Genomic DNA, 16,256 nt, shown 5'->3' with positions numbered 1-16,256 from the left:
TAAACGGAGGAAGCCGGCATTCTAACCTTATTTTGTAACAGGACAAAAGGCAGGCCGCACACTAGGGAGTTAGTACTGCGGAACCAGCCGGCTTCCTGACAGGAAAACCGGCCTGGGCTCACTGCTGGCGCCAGAAAACCGGAGCTGGTGGGAATAAGATCAGCGGCTGGCGCGCTTGATGTAGGTTTCCGGATTCTCGGACTTGCCGTTCCGGATGACCTCGAAGTGAACGTGGGGGCCGGTAGAGCGACCGGTGCTTCCCATGAGAGCAACCACTTGCCCTTTCTGCACCACATCGCCTACGGCAACCTTGACGGTCTTGCAGTGGGCATACCGGGTAATCAGACCGTCGCCGTGGTCGATTTCAACCAGGTTGCCATAGCCGTAGCGCTCACCGGCGTAGGTCACCACGCCACCGGCAACCGATATAATGTCGCTACCTTCTTTTCCTGCCAGATCCACCCCGGCATGCCAGGTGCGTTTGCCGGTGAAAGGATCGGAACGGTAGCCGTACTTCGAAGACAGCCAGCCCCAGGTAATCGGGCGCCCTTCAACGTACAACTCGTCCTCCAGGCGCTGGGTCGAGGCCAGTTGATCAAGCAACCGGAGCTGCTGCTCCCGGTCCTCGATCCGCTGTTCCATTTCCTCGATCATACGGGTCAGCTGGGGAGCGGAATAGGATTCACCCGACAGGGTGTCCTCGGGCCCACCAACGGCCGCCGGCTGATCAAAATCGAATTCGTCACTGGCCACCAGGCCGGACTCGACAAACCGCTGACCGAGGGCATCCAGGCGCAACAGGCGCCCCTGGATTGCACCCAGCCTCAGAGTCAGTGCATCGACCTGCTGCTGGACGTTCTCCCGAAGACGCGCCAGATCCGCTTTCTGCTCAGACAATCGCAACTGCCAGTCGGCCACCAATTCGGATTCACTGGGCTGTTCGGCACTGGCCTGCTGGACCGCAACCTGATATCCGGCCCAGCCGGCCCCGATCAGCAGAGACATCACCAAGACAAGAAGAGCGCCTGCGCGGGCCCCATTGATCGACAAAACACGAGACTTTCCGTGGTTTTTGCCAACGAGAATAATGTTCATATCGTCATCTGGTTTCATCGTTGAGCCGCAACCACCTCCTGTAGCGTTGCGCCCCGGAATATTCCGAGTGGGTCTGCCATCCTTTGGCAACAGCTACATACTGAAAAAATTGCAGCGCCCGGTAGACATACTCATTTGACACAATGTAAAACGAGTCCAATGCAGGCACTACGCACAAACCGTGCCGAAGTGTAACCAATCGTAATCGGAGCCGTCGAGCAAAAAAGCACCATGAACGGAAAAAGCGATCAGAAAATGACCTTCAACAAGCTCGGCAGAACCCCGGTACTCAGGGATCTGGTGGCCCGGGCGGAGCTGCACCGCCAGGCGGAGCAAGAGGTTCTGGCCGCCCTGCCCGCGGAGCTCGCCGGCGGGGTACGTTTTGTCAGTTGTACGGATGGCGAACTGGTACTGACCGCAGAAACCGCGGGAAAAGCCAGTCAGATTCGCTTCCGCCAGCATGAAATCCTCGAGGCCGTGCGTAACATCGAGCTGTTCCGGTTTACCTGGAAGCTGAAGGTCAAGGTGGCCCCACCCAGGTTTCGGGAAAAACCTGTTCGTAAAAAAGAGCCCCTGAGCAAAGAAAATGCCCGGCTCCTCAAAGAGGAAGCCGGGCACACGAAGGATAAAGCGTTACGCGAGGTTCTCGAAAAACTCGCGAGCCACGTCCGGGACTGAAGCTTCCTGCTTCAGCCCGCCGCCAGCACGGGTTTCATGTAGGAAATCGGGGCAGTGGCCTCGTCGTCAAAGGTCACCACTTCCCACGCATCCTCTTCAGCCCGAAGCTTGCGCAGCAACTTGTTGTTCAGGTCGTGGCCGGATTTGATACCACGGAACTCACCAATCAGGCTGTTGCCGAGCTGGTAAAGATCGCCAATGGCATCAAGCAGCTTGTGCTTCACAAATTCGTCGTCGTAACGCAGGCCGTCTTCGTTGAGAATTTTGTAGTCATCCACAACGATGGCGTTGTCAACGCTACCACCAAGCGCAAGGTTCATGGCCCGCAACTTCTCGATGTCCCGCATGAACCCGAAGGTCCTCGCACGACTCACTTCCTTGACAAAGGAGGTGCTGGAGAAATCAACGGTCGCGGTCTGGGCGCGCCCCTTGAACACCGGGTGATCGAAGTCGATGCCGAAGCTCACCTTGAAGCCTTCGAAAGGCAGCAGGGTGGCCTTCTTGTCGCCCTCTTCAACCGTTACCTCACGCTTGATGCGAATGAAACGCTTGGCCGCGTCCTGCTCGGCAATGCCGGCGGACTGCAGAAGAAACACGAACGGACCGGCAGAGCCGTCCATGATCGGCACTTCCGCTGCGCTCAGTTCGACGAAGCAGTTATCAATGCCGAGACCAGCCATGGCCGACAGCAGGTGTTCTACCGTCGCCACACGGACACCGTCTTTTACCAGCGTCGTGGACAGCATGGTCTCACCCACGTTCTCCGCACAGGCACGGATCTCGACCATGGGGTCCAGATCGGTGCGGCGGAAAACAATTCCCGAGTCCACCGGGGCCGGCTTGAGTGTCAGGTACACCTTTTCACCTGAGTGCAAACCAACTCCGGTGGCACGGATGGTGTTCTTGAGGGTCCGTTGTCTGATCATCGGTACATAATTCCGTCACAAAATGGCGATATTCTGGGCAAAAATCTGCCCGGAGGATACCAGAAAGCAAGACTGAATACCATTTAACCAACCTATCGTTGCCATTTGTTCATCCACAACGATATCAGGCAGTCAATGCTCGCACTGGCCGGCTCACAGGGTCCGTTGTTCGAACCCGGAGCGTAACCGGATCACAAGTGCGATACGTTATCAGTCAGCCTGCCGACGGAGGAATGCGGGAATATCGAGATAATCGACACCCTGCTCCTCACTGTCCTTGCTCTGGTCGATCGCGACGTTGCCGTGAGACACCGCACGACGACGCAGCACCGCCGGACGATCCAGCTGGTTGTAATCGGTCTTGCCATCCAGGGTGCGGGTGTTATCCACCACCTTGGTCGGCTTCTCGCGATCACCACCCAGGCCGGTTGCCACAACGGTCACCTTCAGCTCGTCGGTCATCTCCGGATCGATCACGGTACCGACCACAACGGTGGCGGAGTCCGAGGCAAACTCACGCACAATGTCGCCAACCTCGGAGAATTCGCCCAGGTTGAGGTCCATACCGGCGGTGATGTTGACCAGGATGCCTTTGGCGCCCTGCAGGTTGATATCTTCCAGCAGCGGGCTGCGAACGGCGGCTTCGGCCGCTTCCCGGGCACGGTTCTCGCCAGTGGCCCGCGCGGTACCCATCATCGCCATGCCCATCTCGGACATCACCGTCTTCACGTCTGCAAAATCTACGTTGATCATACCGTTGCGGGTGATCAGGTCGGCAATACCCTGCACCGCGCCCAGCAGAACATCGTTGGCTGCGGCAAAGGCATCCAGCAGGCTGGTCTTTTTGCCCATGACCGCCAGCAGTTTTTCGTTGGGAATGGTGATCAGCGAGTCGACGCTTTCCTCCAGCTCCTTGAGACCGGATTCGGCGACGCTCATGCGCTTGCCACCTTCAAACATGAACGGCTTGGTAACCACGGCAACGGTCAGGATACCCAGTTCGCGGGCCACTTCGGCCACGATGGGTGCCGCGCCGGTGCCGGTACCGCCGCCCATGCCCGCGGTGATAAACACCATATCGGCACCTTTGAGCGCCTCGGCGATGCGATCACGGTCTTCAAGTGCGGACTGGCGCCCCACTTCCGGGTTAGCACCAGCGCCCAGCCCCTTGGTGATATTGCCGCCCAACTGGATGATCTGGCGGGCGTCCAGGTCGGTCAGGGCCTGGGCATCGGTATTGGCGCAGATAAATTCCACACCTTCGATGTCGCTGTTGAGCATGTGACGCACGGCGTTGCCGCCGCCTCCGCCAACACCGACGACTTTAATGACAGCGTTTTGCTGGACATTATCGACGAGTTCAAACATTTCCCCTACTCCTTCGTGCTGTTTTCAGCCTTTTCCAGACTGTTTGTTCGAGATTGTGTTTTCGAGATACCTTCGTGTACTGCCGCCCGGGATACCGTCAGAAATGACCGGTAAACCAGGCTTTCATGCGCTCAAACAGCGAGGGTGCATCTTCACCCTTGAGCACCGGTGCCCGCCCAAGATCCATCTGGCGGAACCCATGGATCAACAGCCCGACGCCAGTGGCGTAGATGGGGTTGTTGACCACTTCCGTCATGCCGGAGACCGCCTGCGGACAGGCCAACCGTACCGGCATGTGGAAGATTTCCTCGGCCAGTTCCACCACCCCTTCCATGGTGGAGGAACCGCCGGTGATAACGATGCCCGCCGGGATCAGGTCTTCAAATCCTGATCGACGAAGCTCGGACTGAACCAGGGTGAACAGCTCCTCATAACGGGGCTCCACCACCTCGGCCAGCGCCTGCCGCGACAGATCCCTCGGGGCACGGTCACCAACACTCGGCACCTTGATGGTCTCGTCGGCGCCGGCCAGCTGGGTCAGTGCGCAGGCATACTTGATCTTGATCTCTTCGGCATTCTGCGTGGGTGTGCGCAGCGCCATGGCGATGTCGTTGGTGACCTGGTCGCCGGCAATCGGGATCACCGCGGTGTGGCGAATGGCGCCTCCGGTAAACACAGCGATATCGGTGGTGCCGCCACCAATGTCCACCACGCAGACCCCCAGCTCCTTCTCATCCTCGGTGAGGATGGCGTGGCTGGATGCCAGCTGCTCCAGGATGATGTCGTCCACCTCCAGACCGCAGCGCTTCACGCACTTCTCGATGTTCTGGGCCGCGTTCACGGCACAGGTCACCAGATGCACTTTCGCTTCCAGGCGGACACCGGACATGCCCATGGGCTCCTTGATGCCTTCCTGGCTGTCGATCACGAACTCCTGGGGCAGAATGTGCAGGATCTTCTGGTCGGCCGGAATCGCCACCGCCTGGGCCGCGTCGATCACCCTGTCGATGTCGGCCTGGGTCACCTCGCGGTCGCGGATGGCCACGATGCCGTGGGAGTTCAGGCTCTTGATGTGGCTGCCGGCAATCCCCGCATACACCGAATGAATGCGGCACCCGGCCATCAGCTCAGCCTCTTCCACGGCGCGCTGGATCGCCTGGACGGTGGTCTCGATGTTCACCACCACACCACGCTTCAGCCCCCGGGACGGGTGGGAACCAATACCCACCACTTCGATGGTGCCGTCCATCTTGCGCTTGCCGACGATCGCGACCACTTTCGAGGTTCCGATATCGAGGCCGACAATCATGTTTTCCGTTTCAACCGATGACATGTGTTTCACCAAACCGTAGGTCTGAACAAACCGTTGCTAGGATTTCGGGCCGGAAGCTTCTGCTTCGGCCTTCCACTGGACCGCTACCCCGTTGGTGTAGCGGGCATCCACCCGACTGACTTCATTCGATCGTGCCGCCAGCCGGTTTTCATAAACCGTCATAAACCGCTCAAAGCGCTGTTCTACCTGATCACGACCAAGCACCACCTCAATGCCGTTGGCCAGCTGCAGGGTCCAGGCGCCCCGATGCTCCAGCGCCAGGCCTGAGAAGCCAAGCCCGCGTGCCACCAGGCGGTCGCTCATAGTTCGCGCCATCGCGATCACATCGCGCACCCTCTCATCCGGCCCGGCCAATCGTGGCAGTGGCCCAGCCACCTCCGGGTTGGGAGGAGCAAACAGCTGGCCGGTGCGGCTGACCAGGCGACCGTCGGTCCAGTAGGCCAGCGGTTTCTTCTCCCGGATGTCGATCACCAGTCGATCCGGCCACACCCGGCGAACCGCAGCGGATTCCACCCAGGGCCGGCGTTCCAGGCTGGCCTTGATCTCGGACAGATCGGTGGCGAAGTAGCTCTTGCCGATCCAGTTACCGGCCGCTCTTTCGATCGCCACCCGGCTGTCGCCAACAAAGTTGCCTTTCACGTCCACCGCCAGGATCTGCTGGTCCATGGCGGTGAGAACCTTGCCGGTCCCCCAGGGCACCAGCCCGGCCAGCAGAACAATCACCGCGCCCAGCCCCACCTGGAGCCAGGGCACCGCGGCCAGCACACCTCGCAACAGGCCAAACCGGTCCCGCTCAGGCTCCAGGGAGGTGGCTCCCCGACGCCGTGGCGGCTCGGGCGGGGTCGCCCGACTCCGGATCAGCACTGTTTCAAACATCGCTGCCCTCCAGCGTGTCCTTGAGTATCCGCACCACCAGCTCCTCGAAAGAGATGCCGGCGGCCCTGGCCGCCATGGGCACCAGGCTGTGATCGGTCATACCCGGTACCGTATTCACTTCCAGCAACCAGAACTGTCCGTCGCTGTCCTGCATGACATCCACGCGACCCCAGGTGCGGCAGCCCACCACCCGAAACGCTTCCAGCGCGAGATGCTGGAGACGAACTTCGTCTTCCGGCGCCAGGCCACAGGGAATGCGGTACCGGGTGTCGTCGGCCAGGTACTTGGCTTCGTAGTCGTAGAACACGTGCTCGGTGCTGGCACTCAACCCGATGGCCGGCAGGGCCTGATCCTGCAGCAGGCTGACGGTAAACTCCGGCCCTTCAACCCATTCCTCTACCAGCACCATGCTGTCCAGGGCAGCGGCCGCCTCGTAGGCATCAACCAGTTCCGCTGCGGTGTGCACCTTGCGGATACCGATGCTGGAGCCCTCCCGGGACGGCTTCACGCTGAGCGGGGCCTTCAACTCCTTCAGGATCTGTTCCGCCTGCCCGACATCGGACATGGTCCGGAATTTCGGCGTCGGCAAGCCGCAACCCTCGAACACGTATTTGGTTCTGAGCTTGTCCATGGCCAGAGCGGAGGCCATCATTTCACTCCCGGTATAGGGAATGCCCGCCTGGGACAGGATCGCCTGCAGCGTACCGTCCTCCCCACCGCGCCCGTGGAGGGCGATAAAGACCCGGTCAAAATCGGGGTTATCGACGGTTCGAAGCAGACATCCCTGAACGTCAACGGCAAAGGCATCAACCCCTGCGGACACCAGCGCCGCCAGAACCGCCTTGCCACTTTTCAGGGAAACGTCCCGTTCTGCCGAATCCCCGCCCATGAACACGGCCACGCGTCCGAAGGCCCGGACCAGCTCGGGATCGGCCTGATAGGCCTGGGGTTCGGGATGATGCATATCACTCACTGGCAATCACTCCTGCGGCCGCCAGACGGGCCGCTACGCCACCAATATCTCCGGCGCCCTGGGTAATCAGCAGGTCGCCATCCTGCAGCACGTTGGCCAGCAGGGATTCAATTTCACGGTTATCCTCGACAAATACCGGTTCCACCTGGCCCCGCTGGCGAATACTGCGACACAGGGCACGCCCGTCGGCGCCAGGAATGGCCGGCTCGCCGGCGGAATAGACATCCATAAGCAACAGGCCATCCACTTCCGACAGTACCCGGACAAAATCTTCATAGAGGTCGCGGGTCCGCGTGTAACGATGGGGCTGATACAGCATCACCAGACGCCGATCCGGCCAGGCATCGTGGGCCGCTCGAATGACAGCCTCAACCTCGGTGGGGTGGTGCCCGTAATCGTCCACCAGGGTGACCGTGCCCCTGGGCGTCTTGTAATCCCCGTAGACCTGGAATCGGCGCCCGACACCGGCAAATCCGGCCAGGCCACGACAGATGGCGTCGTCTTCCACGCCCTCATCGGTGGCCACGGCAATGGCCGCCAGGGCATTGAGTACGTTGTGTCGGCCCGGCATCTTGAGCTCGACAGCCAGATCACTGCGGCCACCCGGGCGCTTGACAACAAAATGCGTCCGCAGACCATCGGAGGAAATATTCTCCGCCCGGTAGTCGGCGTCAGGATTATCGATGCCGTAGGTGATGATGGCCCTTGAGATTCTGGGAATAATCTCCTGCACATAGCCGTCGTCCACGCACATCACCGCAACGCCGTAGAACGGCAGGTTGTGCAGGAAGTCCACGAAGGTCTGCTTGAGCTTCTCCACATCACCACCATAGGTGTCCATGTGGTCCGCCTCGATGTTGGTGACCACCGAGATCACCGGCGTCAGGTGCAGGAACGAGGCGTCGCTTTCATCGGCCTCGGCCACCAGGTAGCGGGAACCGCCCAGCTGGGCATTGGTGCCTGCACTGTTGAGTTTACCGCCAATCACAAAGGTCGGGTCCAGGCCAGCCTCGCCGAGGATGGAGGCAATCAGGCTGGTCGTTGTGGTCTTGCCGTGCGTGCCGGCCACCGCGATGCCGTGCCGGTAACGCATGATCTCCGCCAACATCTCTGCCCTCGGGACAATCGGCACGCGACGGCTCCGGGCCGAAGCCACCTCCGGATTGTCGGCGCCGACGGCAGAGGAAACGACCACCACATCAGCACTGGCACTGTTCTCTTCCCGGTGACCAATCTGGACGTCTACGCCCATGGCCTTGAGACGTTCGGTGACCGCGCCTTCTTTCAGGTCCGAACCCGATACGTCGTAGCCCTGATTCTTCAGGACCTCGGCTATACCACTCATGCCCGCACCGCCAATGCCAACAAAATGGATGTGGCGGATCCGGCGCATTTCGGGCACCTGGTAGACCAGGGGCGGATTTGTTGCATCAGCCATGAGCGGCCTCCAGACAATAATTCACGACTCTCTCCGTGGCGTCCGGTCGCGCCAGGGCACGGGCTGCTTTCGCCATGTCCATCACCCGGTTGCGGTCCCGGGCCAGGTCGCCCAGGGTTTCCGCCAGCACCGTCGGAGTCATTTTGGATTGAGGAATCAGGATGGCCGCCTTCGCCGCCACCATGTGTTCGCCATTGCGGGTCTGGTGGTCGTCCACCGCATGGGGAAACGGCACCAGAACCGCACCCACGCCCACTGCGCAGAGCTCGGACACCGTAAGCGCGCCGGATCGGCACAACACCAGATCGGCCCACTGATAGGCTTCCGCCATGTCCTTGATAAATGGCTCCACGCTGGCCTCCACGCCACGGCGCTCGTAGGCGCCACGGGCGGCATCGGCATGACGCTCACCACACTGATGACGAACCAGAGGGCGCTCCTGTTCCGGCAGGAGGGCAAGCGCCTCCGGCAATTGTTCATTGAACGCCTGCGCACCGAGGCTGCCACCAATCACCAGCAATTTCAGGGATCCGGAACGTCCTGCAAGACGTTCGCCCGGCTCGGGCAGCGCGGCCAGATCCGAACGCACCGGATTACCGGTACAGCGGGTGACGACCCTGGCGCCAAAACTGCCAGGAAACGCTTCCAGTACGGTATGGGCGAATCGCACCAGCAACCGGTTGGTCAGACCGGCAATGGCGTTCTGCTCATGAATCACCAGTGGCGTGCGAGTCAGCCAGGCAGCGACGCCGCCGGGGCCAGTCACGAAACCACCCATGCCCACCACACAGTGGGGCCGGATGCGCCGCAATATGGTGTAGGCCTCGCCCAGCGCGCGCATCAGGCGGAAGGGCGCGGCCAGTAGGGCTAACCGGCCCTTGCCCCGCAGCCCGGAAATATGGATCAGCGATAGCGGAATCTCGGTGTCCGATATCAGTCGTTGCTCCATGCCTCCGCTGGCGCCCAGCCAGTACACCTGGTGACCGCGGGCCTCCAGCGCCCGGGCAGTCGCCAGGGCGGGGAAAACATGGCCACCGGTGCCACCGGCCATCATCAGGAAACGGCGCTGGTCAGTCATACACCGCACCTCCCCGGCTCCCGGGACCAGTCTTCTCCCGAGCCAGCTTTTCCTGGTCCAGGCGCTCCATCTCGATACGGGCCAGAACACCGATACAGACACAGGTGATCATCAGGCTGGAACCACCGTAACTGACCAGGGGCAGCGTCAAACCCTTGGTGGGCAGCAGCCCCGTGCTCACAGCCATGTTAATGCCGGCCTGCAGGCCGATCAGCAGTGTCAGCCCGTAGCCAAAACAGGCGCCAAACGGCATGTCCGCTTTCTCGGCCCGCCGCGCGATCACGAATCCACTCACCACCAACAGTGTGAACAGCGCCAGTACCAGCAATGACCCCAGCAGGCCGAACTCCTCGGCAATGATGGCGAAGATGAAGTCCGTGTGGGCCTCTGGCAGGTAGAACAGCTTCTGGATCGAGTTGCCAAGACCAACGCCAGCCCACTCACCGCGACCAAAGGCAATCAGTGACTGAGTCAGCTGGTAGCCACTGTCGAACTGATCCTTCCAGGGATCGAGATAGCTGACCACCCGCTTCAGACGGTAGGGCTGGGTCACGATCAGAATGGCGCCGAGCACCACCAGGGTGCCGATCAGCGGCATGAACCGGCTGAGCCGCACACCACTAAGGAAGATCATGCCCGCTGCCGCCGTCACCAGCACCACCGTGGCCCCGAAATCCGGTTGGATCACCAGCAGGACCGACGCCACGCCCAGCACCACCAGCGGTTTCAGGAAACCCGGCCAGGTGTTGAGCAGTTCTTCCCGGCGGCGGACCACGTAGCCGGCCAGATAGGCAATCAGACACAGCTTGGCAACTTCCGAGACCTGAACGTTGAACAGGCCAAAGGGAATCCAGCGAGTGGACCCGTTGACCGTACGGCCCAGGGGCGTGAGCACCAGGAACAGGGACAGCAATCCGATACCCAGAAGCAACCAGCCGCTGCGCTCCCACCAGGCAACAGGCACGTTGACTGCCACCAGCGCCAGCAGGCAACCCAGGGCGGCAAAAATAAGCTGACGAATCACGTAGTAGTAGCTGCTGCCCACGGTTTCGGCGGCCATGTCCATGGACGCCGAGGAGATCATGATCACTCCCAGCACCAGCAGGGCCGCGGCGCTGACTACCAGCATGGGCAGTGGCTGGATTTCTCCAACCCAGGCGTTACGACGTTGCAGTGAAAGATCTGCGTGCATCACAGGCCCTCCACCAGCGAACGGAACTGATCACCACGATCCAGGTAATCCCGGAACATGTCGAAACTTGCGCAGGCCGGAGACAGCAACACCCGATCACCCGACCGGGCAAGGTCGGACGACAGTGCAACGGCTTCGGCCAGATCTCCGGCGTAATGCACCTCGATACCGCTGCCGAACACGTCCGCGATGGCCCGTGCATCCCGGCCGATCAGCACCACCGCACGGCAATGCAGGGCCACGGGTGCCTCCAGAGCCGTGAAATCGGCGCCCTTGCCATCTCCGCCGGCAATCAGCACGACTTTGCCATCGCGCGGCGCGAGGCTTTCGATGGCCGCCACCGTGGCACCCACGTTGGTACCCTTGGAATCGTTGATGAAATCGACACCGTTGAGCCTCCGGATGAACTCGCACCGGTGCGGCAGGCCCGGAAACTCCCGGGCTACCGCCAGCATGATGTCCATGGGCAGCCCGGCGGCATGCCCCAGGGCAAGGGCCGCCATAACGTTACTGATGTTGTGGCTCCCCATCAGCTTGAGCTCGCTGGCCAGCAACAGGTTGTCGAAACCGAAGGTAATCCAGGTGCCCTGGTCGTCGTCACGGGTACTGAAAGTCTCGGGATTGACCCGGTGAAACCCGAAGCACAGGAAGCGCAGGTTATCCCTTGCCATAGGGGTGCTGAGCGCATCGTCCAGGTTGACAATGGCATTCTGGCATCCACGGAAGATCCGCTGTTTGGCCTGGAAGTACGCCATTTTGTTCGGGTAGCGATCCATGTGATCGTCACTGACGTTCAGCACGGTGGCGGCCAGAGCGTTGAGCTCTTCGGTGGTTTCAAGCTGAAAGCTGGACAGTTCCAGAACATACAACTCTGCCCCCTGCTCAAGCAGGTCCAGCGCTGGAGTGCCGATATTGCCGCCAACGGCCACCCTGCGACCGGCCGCCCTGGCCATCTCACCCACCAGGGTGGTGACGGTGGTTTTACCGTTGGAGCCGGTGATGGCAACGATGGGCGCGTCCGCCGCCTCGGCGAACAGATCGATATCGCCGCGAATCCGCGCACCCTTACTGGCGGCAGCAGCGATGGCCGGCTCGGCGACACTGATGCCCGGGCTGACCACCAGTTCGTTGAAACCGCAGAACAACTCCGGATCAAAACGGCCCAGGTACACTGGCACGTCCGGCCACTCGGCCTTCAGCTCTGCCAGCCCTGGCGGCTGCTCACGATTATCAGCGACAGCGATTTCCCGGCCTTGTCCGGACAGATAGCGCACGCACGAGAGCCCGGTTTTACCGAGCCCTACGATCAGTGTGCGACGATCCGAAACAATGACACTCATAGTTGCAGCGTTGTCCTATCTCAGTTTCAGACTGGCAATGCCAATCAGTACAAGAACCACGGTAATGACCCAGAAGCGCACGATCACTCGAGGCTCGGGCCAGCCCTTGAGCTCAAAATGGTGATGCAGCGGCGCCATCCGGAAAATCCGGCGTCCGGTCAGGCGGAACGACGCCACCTGGAGGATCACCGACACGGTTTCCATCACAAACACGCCGCCCATGATGAACAGTACGATTTCCTGGCGCACAATCACCGCGACCACACCCAGCGCCGCACCCAGAGCCAGAGCGCCAACGTCGCCCATGAACACCTGGGCCGGGTAGGTGTTGAACCACAGAAACCCGAGGCCGGCGCCGACCAGAGCACCGCAGAACACAATCAGCTCACCGGTGCCGGGCAAATGCGGTATCAGGAGGTAGTTGGCGAACTGGGCATGGCCCGACACGTAGGCGAAAATACCCAGGGCAGCCGCTACCATCACCGTCGGCATGATCGCCAGACCATCCAGGCCGTCGGTGAGATTGACCGCGTTGCTGCTGCCGACAATCACGAAATAGGTCAGCAGGATGAAGAGCACCGGCCCAAGCGTCAGCGAGACCTGTTTGACAAATGGCACGTAGAGCGACGTCTCCTGGGGCAACGAGGAACTGAAGAACAGCACCACGGCCGCCGTGGCCCCGATCACCGATTGCCAGAAATACTTCCAGCGCGCGGGCAGGCCCCTTGGATTGCGCTCCACCACCTTGCGGTAGTCGTCCACCCAGCCAATCGCACCGAACAGCAGGGTTACCAGCAACGTCACCCAGACATAGCGGTTGCTGAGGTCTGCCCAAAGCAGGGTACTGATGCCAATGGCCACCAGAATCAGCGCCCCGCCCATGGTCGGCGTGCCGGCCTTGCTGAGATGAGTCTGGGGGCCGTCGTCCCGCACCGCCTGGCCAATCTGGTACTGACTGAGCTTGCGGATCATCACCGGGCCGATGATCAGCGAGATCAGCAGCGCCGTGAGGGTTCCGAGGATCCCACGCAGGGTCAGGTACTGAAACACCGTCAGGGCGGAGAAATACTGTGATAGAACCTCTGTCAGCCAGAGCAGCATGAATCGTTCACCTTTTCTTTTATTCCCTCCACCACTCGATCCATGGCGGAACTGCGAGAACCCTTGACCAGCACGGTCAAGGCTGTCTGTCTTGCCCCGAGGGCTGATTCAACGGCCTGCTCGTGGCTCAGCCCCAGCTCGGCAGCCTCACCAAAACCGTCGCCATAGCCTTCGCTGCCGGGGCCGACAGCAATCAACCGGTCGATCCCAAGATTCCGGGCGTGTTCACCCACTTCCCGGTGCATCCTTCGGGCGTCCGGACCCAGCTCGGCCATGGCACCGAACACCGCGATCTTCTGCCCCGCACGGCCAGCCAGTACATCCAGCGCGGCCTTCATGGAGGACGGGTTGGCGTTGTAGCTGTCGTCAATGACCGTCAGCTCCGGCGTGAGTGGCAGGATCTGCAGCCGCCCCTTTGCCGGGGCAACACTTTCCAGACCGGCAACAATGGCCTCATCGCCGGCACCCAGCTCCCGGGTTGCTGCGATTGCCAGCAGCATATTGGTCAGATTGTGGTCCCCCGCCAGGTTCAGCCGAACCCGCAGACGCCACTGGCCAGGGCCGGTCACCATCAACTCCCGAACGCCTGAGTCCTCGCGCTCAACCACCACCTGATAATCGGCGTTGGCACCAAGCCGACTGACACCGACACACCGGCGGGAACCGGCACGGCGCCGCCATTGCTCAAACGCCGGATCGTCCTGGTTCAGGACCACCAGGCCATCGTCGGTTACACCATCAATAATCTCGCCTTTGGTGAGCACGATGTTTTCATAGCTACCGAACCCTTCGAGATGAGCCTGGCCAGCATTCGTCAGAATGCTCACCCGGGGCCTGGCCATGGCGACGGTGTGGGCAATCTCACCCACGCCGCTGGCGCCCAGTTCGATAACACCAAAGCGGTGCTCCGGGGACAGCCGGAACAGGGTCAGAGGCACACCGATGTGGTTGTTCAGGTTTCCCTCTGTAAACAGGGTGTTGCCCACCTGACGCAGGATTGCGGCACACATCTCCTTGACCGTGGTTTTGCCGCTGCTGCCGGTGATGGCCACGATACCGGCATCGCTTTCGAGACGATTCGCCGTGGCGAGTTGCGCCAGTGCCTCGATGGTGTCCGTAACCACTAGTTGAGGCATGGCCACCTCGGCAACCGGCGTGTCCACCACAGCAGCCACGGCGCCGGCTGCCGCCGCCTGCGACAGGAAACGATGGCCGTCAAAATTATCGCCCCGAAGCGCCACGAAAAGCTGGCCCGACTGGAGGCTGCGGGTGTCCGTTGAAACGCCTTCGAACACCAGCGCATCGAGGCCGCCGGTCGCGCATTCTGCGCCGAGCCATTGCCTGGCTTCCGCCAGGGAAAAGGCGCGCATCATGCCACACCTCCGTTCAGGTCAAGCATGTGGCGTACCTGTTCGGCATCGCTGAACGGATACCTCTGCCCTGCAATTTCCTGATAGGCCTCGTGCCCTTTGCCAGCCACCAGAACCAGGTCGTCCGGGCCGGCAGAACCGATCGCGGCCTGAATGGCACTGGCCCGATCATGAATCACCCGGACCATTTGCGGATCTTTGAACCCGGCCAGGATATCCCGGACAATGGCCTCGGGATCCTCGCTACGGGGGTTGTCATCGGTCACCATGACCAGGTCGGCCAGAGCCTCGGCCTCACGGGCCATTTCCGGACGCTTGCCCGGATCCCGGTCGCCGCCACAACCAAACACGCAGATCAGCTTACCGGTCACATGGGGCCGCAACGCCGACAGCGCGTTGGCCAGGGCATCGGGGGTATGGGCGTAATCCACCACAACCCGCTTACCCTGGGCACTGGCAAAACGTTCCAGGCGCCCAGGGGGCGGTGTCAGGCGACTCGCCGCCTGCTGAACACGTTCTACCGGAACCCCCAGGGTCAGCACCGTGGCCATGGAAGCCAGCACGTTGCTGGCGTTGAAGCTGCCCATCAGGGGTACCGAGATGTCAAACCGGCCCCATTCACCGTCCAGCTCAGCCTCGAAGCCATGATCGGTGGGGCGGAACTCCCGCATCCAGAGTTCGGTCTGGGCCTCATGCAGGCTGTACCGAACCCGATCACATTTGCCTTCCAGCTGACCAAACAGCTGCCGACCGAACGGATCATCGAAATTGATTACGGAAAAATGCAGCTCTTCCCGTTCGAAAAGACGGGCCTTGGCAGCGCCATAGGCTTCCATGGACCCGTGGTAATCCAGATGGTCGCGGGTCAGGTTGGTAAACACGGCACCGGTCATGGTCAGGTTATCCACCCGGCCCTGGTCGAGGGCGTGGGAGGACACTTCCATCACCGCTGCCCGGGCATCCTGCTTCAGGATACGCGCCAGCACCCTGTTAACCTGAACCACGTCGGGTGTGGTGTGGCTGGCAGGTTGCAAAGCACCCGGCATGCCGTAGCCCAGGGTGCCCAGTGTCCCACAGGGCGTTCCGGTTTCCTTGAGCAACTGGGCCACGAACTGGCAGACCGAGGTCTTGCCATTGGTACCGGTCACTCCGAGCAGGCGCAGACGCTGGGACGGGTGCTCGAAAAACCGGTCGGCGAGCCGACCAACCAGCTTTTGCAAACCGACAACGGGCACCACGAGGGCGCCATGGCGTTCCCGGCACGGGCCATCCTGCTCTGTCTGCAGAAGAATGACGGTGGCGCCCGCCTCAATGGCGCTGTCGACGTAATAGTCCGCCGGCGTTCGGGCTCCGGGCAGGGCAATGAAGGCATCGCCCGTCGTCACGTCACGGCTGTCGGTCTTCAGACCGTGGATGGTCACGTCAAATACTGACGGGACCGCGACCATGCCTTGCAACAGAGTGCTGAGTGATGTGATGCACATAGGC

At 61.3% G+C, this 16,256-nt stretch carries 14 protein-coding genes; 1 reads left to right on the top strand and 13 read right to left on the bottom strand.

All coding sequences use genetic code 11. From position 1 onward, the window contains the following. Window positions 1-159 precede the first annotated feature (159 nt). A complete protein-coding gene (locus tag AC0J1C_RS03850; RefSeq protein ID WP_473045688.1) occupies window positions 160-1,113 on the bottom strand; it encodes a M23 family metallopeptidase in 954 nt (317 codons plus the stop codon). Between the two features lie 213 nt (window positions 1,114-1,326). Here AC0J1C_RS03850 and AC0J1C_RS03845 point away from each other — a divergent pair, with 213 nt between their 5' ends. Further along, window positions 1,327-1,773 carry a DUF721 domain-containing protein gene (locus AC0J1C_RS03845; RefSeq protein ID WP_473045687.1) on the top strand — a complete coding sequence of 149 codons (447 nt, stop codon included), beginning with the start codon at window positions 1,327-1,329 and terminating at the stop codon, window positions 1,771-1,773. Window positions 1,774-1,784: 11 nt separating this feature from the next. Here AC0J1C_RS03845 and lpxC read toward each other — a convergent pair whose 3' ends face one another. The 12 genes from lpxC to AC0J1C_RS03785 all read right to left on the bottom strand — a co-directional run bounded on the left by lpxC (window position 1,785) and on the right by AC0J1C_RS03785 (window position 16,252). Continuing rightward, a complete protein-coding gene (lpxC, locus tag AC0J1C_RS03840; RefSeq protein WP_375191939.1) occupies window positions 1,785-2,699 on the bottom strand; it encodes a UDP-3-O-acyl-N-acetylglucosamine deacetylase in 915 nt (304 codons plus the stop codon). Between the two features lie 210 nt (window positions 2,700-2,909). Further along, window positions 2,910-4,067 (bottom strand): cell division protein FtsZ, encoded by a 1,158-nt coding sequence (gene ftsZ, locus AC0J1C_RS03835; RefSeq protein ID WP_091991813.1) that lies wholly within the window; start codon window positions 4,065-4,067, stop codon window positions 2,910-2,912. Between the two features lie 97 nt (window positions 4,068-4,164). Further along, window positions 4,165-5,400 carry a cell division protein FtsA gene (gene ftsA / locus AC0J1C_RS03830; protein WP_008176504.1) on the bottom strand — a complete coding sequence of 412 codons (1,236 nt, stop codon included), beginning with the start codon at window positions 5,398-5,400 and terminating at the stop codon, window positions 4,165-4,167. Between the two features lie 36 nt (window positions 5,401-5,436). Next, entirely contained in the window at window positions 5,437-6,276 is an 840-nt protein-coding gene (locus tag AC0J1C_RS03825) for a cell division protein FtsQ/DivIB (RefSeq protein ID WP_375191938.1), read from the bottom strand. Next, window positions 6,269-7,240: a D-alanine--D-alanine ligase gene (locus tag AC0J1C_RS03820; protein ID WP_375192021.1), complete on the bottom strand. Its 972-nt coding sequence runs from the start codon at window positions 7,238-7,240 to the stop codon at window positions 6,269-6,271. Before AC0J1C_RS03820 ends, AC0J1C_RS03825 begins: the two co-directional genes overlap by 8 nt. A 1-nt stretch (window position 7,241) precedes the next feature. Continuing rightward, a complete protein-coding gene (gene murC, locus AC0J1C_RS03815) occupies window positions 7,242-8,687 on the bottom strand; it encodes a UDP-N-acetylmuramate--L-alanine ligase (protein ID WP_473045686.1) in 1,446 nt (481 codons plus the stop codon). Continuing rightward, window positions 8,680-9,765, bottom strand: coding sequence for an undecaprenyldiphospho-muramoylpentapeptide beta-N-acetylglucosaminyltransferase (murG, locus tag AC0J1C_RS03810; RefSeq protein ID WP_473045685.1), 1,086 nt, complete (start codon window positions 9,763-9,765; stop codon window positions 8,680-8,682). Before murG ends, murC begins: the two co-directional genes overlap by 8 nt. Further along, window positions 9,758-10,957, bottom strand: coding sequence for a putative lipid II flippase FtsW (gene ftsW / locus AC0J1C_RS03805; protein ID WP_473045684.1), 1,200 nt, complete (start codon window positions 10,955-10,957; stop codon window positions 9,758-9,760). The genes murG and ftsW overlap by 8 nt, the downstream gene beginning before the upstream one ends. Beyond that, complete coding sequence (gene murD, locus AC0J1C_RS03800) at window positions 10,957-12,297, bottom strand: UDP-N-acetylmuramoyl-L-alanine--D-glutamate ligase (protein ID WP_473045683.1); 1,341 nt, start codon at window positions 12,295-12,297, stop codon at window positions 10,957-10,959. The genes ftsW and murD overlap by 1 nt, the downstream gene beginning before the upstream one ends. 15 nt (window positions 12,298-12,312) lie before the next feature. Then, on the bottom strand, window positions 12,313-13,398 hold the full coding sequence (gene mraY, locus AC0J1C_RS03795) for a phospho-N-acetylmuramoyl-pentapeptide-transferase (RefSeq protein ID WP_091991827.1): 1,086 nt from the start codon (window positions 13,396-13,398) through the stop codon (window positions 12,313-12,315). Then, window positions 13,383-14,771 carry a UDP-N-acetylmuramoyl-tripeptide--D-alanyl-D-alanine ligase gene (locus AC0J1C_RS03790; protein WP_473045682.1) on the bottom strand — a complete coding sequence of 463 codons (1,389 nt, stop codon included), beginning with the start codon at window positions 14,769-14,771 and terminating at the stop codon, window positions 13,383-13,385. Before AC0J1C_RS03790 ends, mraY begins: the two co-directional genes overlap by 16 nt. Continuing rightward, on the bottom strand, window positions 14,768-16,252 hold the full coding sequence (locus AC0J1C_RS03785; RefSeq protein ID WP_473045681.1) for a UDP-N-acetylmuramoyl-L-alanyl-D-glutamate--2,6-diaminopimelate ligase: 1,485 nt from the start codon (window positions 16,250-16,252) through the stop codon (window positions 14,768-14,770). The genes AC0J1C_RS03790 and AC0J1C_RS03785 overlap by 4 nt, the downstream gene beginning before the upstream one ends. Window positions 16,253-16,256: the final 4 nt, after the last annotated feature.

The sequence above is a fragment of the Marinobacter sp. E2 genome (genome assembly GCF_055755345.1).
This window is presented reverse-complemented; position numbering and strand designations above follow the sequence as displayed.